3 protein-coding genes are annotated in these 2184 nt (G+C 66.9%); 1 reads left to right on the top strand and 2 read right to left on the bottom strand.

Going from position 1 to position 2184, the window contains the following annotated elements; all coding sequences use genetic code 11:
* Nucleotides 1-42 precede the first annotated feature (42 nt).
* Nucleotides 43-603 carry a peroxiredoxin gene (locus tag OVY29_RS22445; protein ID WP_037555683.1) on the bottom strand — a complete coding sequence of 187 codons (561 nt, stop codon included), beginning with the start codon at nucleotides 601-603 and terminating at the stop codon, nucleotides 43-45.
* A 163-nt stretch (nucleotides 604-766) separates the two neighbouring features.
* Nucleotides 767-1153: a glycine zipper 2TM domain-containing protein gene (locus OVY29_RS22440; RefSeq protein ID WP_037555678.1), complete on the bottom strand. Its 387-nt coding sequence runs from the start codon at nucleotides 1151-1153 to the stop codon at nucleotides 767-769.
* Nucleotides 1154-1319: 166 nt separating this feature from the next.
* On the opposite strand from OVY29_RS22440, the gene OVY29_RS22435 reads away from it, so the two are divergent.
* Entirely contained in the window at nucleotides 1320-2168 is an 849-nt protein-coding gene (locus OVY29_RS22435) for a TauD/TfdA dioxygenase family protein (RefSeq protein ID WP_037555834.1), read from the top strand.
* The last annotated feature ends 16 nt before the right edge of the window (nucleotides 2169-2184 follow it).

Here is a 2184-nt window from a genome sequence, read left to right as displayed (position 1 = left end):
GGGGCGACGGTAGGTTCCGGCCATTACCGCCTCAGCTCCCGATCAGCGTCGCCGCGCCTTCCACGCCCTTACCGCCGCCATCGTCTTTTCGACATGCGCCTGCGGCTTGCTGTCGGTGTAGCTGAGCAGGATCGTCCCGTTGGGGGCGATGACATAGGATGTCCGGTTCGACAGCATCGTCCCGTCGGGGCGCCGCATCGTCGAATCATATTTCGCCGCGACCTTCGCGCCCGGATCGGCCGCGACCGCGAATTTGTCGCGACACTCGGACTTCGAAAATTCGGCGACGCGATCGATATTGCCCGCGGTGACGCCGACGACGCGCGCGCCCAGCTTGTTGAAATCGTCGCTCGCCTCGGCGAACAGATGCGCCTCGAGCGTGCAGCCCGGCGTAAAGGCGGCGGGGAAGAAATAGAGCACCACCGGCCCCTTCTTCAGCGTCTGTTTCAGCGACAGGTTGAACGGCTTGCCGCCCTGCGCCGCGCTCAGTGTAAAATCAGGCGCCTTCGCGCCTTGCTGAAGCGCCGCGATGCCCTGTGGCGCGATGACCGCCAGCGACAGGCCGAGACCGGCCGCCATCGTCAGTTTTGCCAGAAATTTCATCAGCGGCCTCCATGGGGAACAGCGGGACGATCCCCGCCGGGACAGCCACTCTACCGCCATATTCGCAGACAGCAAATGAACCTGTGCGGCCGACCGGCAGACGTCGCGCCGCGCGGCCCTTGGGTGCGCGCGGCGCGAGCGCCAGCCGGCGGTCATCCGCCGATCAGCAGCGGCGACCGCCGCGATCGATCTCGCGCCCGATCAGCGCGCCCGCGGCGCCGCCGATGATCGTGCCGGGCAGGCGGTCGCCGTAGCGATCGACTTCGCGGCCGAGCAGGGCGCCCGCGGCACCGCCGACGATCAGGCCAGTGGCGCCGCTGCCGCGGCGGCAATAATAGCGGCGGTCGCGATAGTGGCTGCGCCGGTAATCGCGCCTGTAATCGCGTCGGTAATCGCGACGATAGTCGCGGCGGTAATCGCGATAATCACCGCGATCGCCGTAATAGCCATGGCGGTGATGGCGATCGCGCGCCTCCGCCTCGGCGGGCAGTGCCGCGACGGTGCTCGCGCCGATCAACGCCGCCAACGCCAGTTTCTTGAACAGGAACATCTGTCTTCTCCGTCTTGCCCCCGCGGATCAGATTAGGACGGCAAAGATGGCGCCTGGCTGAACTGCCGGCGCCTCACCGTCCCGACCCCCATCGGTTCGGCGATCTTTCGGGGCGCTTTGCCGCTGCCGATTGACCGCACGCAGCAATCGGCGCAGCATCCTTGCCATGACGCTCACCATCATCCCCAGCGGCCAGGCGTGCGGCGCGCGCGTGACCGGCGTCGACCTCACGCAGCCGCTCGACGCCGGAACGATCGCCGACATCCGCGCCGCATGGCTCGATCATCATGTCCTCGCCTTCCCCGACCAGAAAATGAGCGAGACGGATCTCGAGCGTTTCACCCGTTATTTCGGCGGCTTCGGCGACGATCCCTTCATTCGCCCGATCCCCGGCCACGACCATATCATCGCGGTGAAGCGCAAAGCCGACGAAACCGCGCCGCTTTTCGCCGAAAACTGGCACAGCGACTGGAGCTTTCAAGCCCGCCCGCCTGCCGGCACCTGCCTCTTCGGCATCACCATACCGCCCGTCGGCGGCAGCACCGAATTCGCCAACCAGCACGCCGCGCTCGACGCGATGCCCGCCGACTTTCGCGCGCGCGTCGAAGGGTTGCAGGCGATCCACAGCGCCCGTGCGGGCTACGCGCCGCAGGGCATGTACGGCGCAAACGACAAGAACCGCAGCATGGATATCCGCTCGGGCGACGAGGCGCTCGAAACGCAGTTGCATCCCTTCGTCCGCGCCCATCCCGAAACGGGCCGCAAGGGCCTGTTCGGCTGCGCGGGCTATATCATCGGCTTCGACGGGCTCGACGATGCCGAGGGGCTGCCGCTGCTTTACGAACTGATCCAGTGGCAGGGCCGCGAGGCGTTTCGCTATACCCATGTCTGGGAGCCCGACATGCTGGTCATGTGGGACAATCGCTCGGTCCTCCACCGCGCGACCGGCGGCTATGACGGCCACGACCGCCTCCTCCACCGCACGACGATCGCGGCATGGGACGGGCTGGCCTGACGACTGTTGGGGAGAG

The organism is Sphingopyxis sp. SE2, from assembly GCF_032227185.1.
Lineage (GTDB): Bacteria > Pseudomonadota > Alphaproteobacteria > Sphingomonadales > Sphingomonadaceae > Sphingopyxis.
Note: the sequence above shows the minus strand (reverse complement) of the source record. Positions and strands in the feature narration are given on the sequence as shown.

Coding starts and splice junctions, on each gene's coding strand:
- OVY29_RS22445 (WP_037555683.1), bottom strand. CDS start 603: ATGAAATTTCTGGCAAAACTGACGATGGCGGCCGGTCTCGGCCTGTCG.
- OVY29_RS22440 (WP_037555678.1), bottom strand. CDS start 1,153: ATGTTCCTGTTCAAGAAACTGGCGTTGGCGGCGTTGATCGGCGCGAGC.
- OVY29_RS22435 (WP_037555834.1), top strand. CDS start 1,320: ATGACGCTCACCATCATCCCCAGCGGCCAGGCGTGCGGCGCGCGCGTG.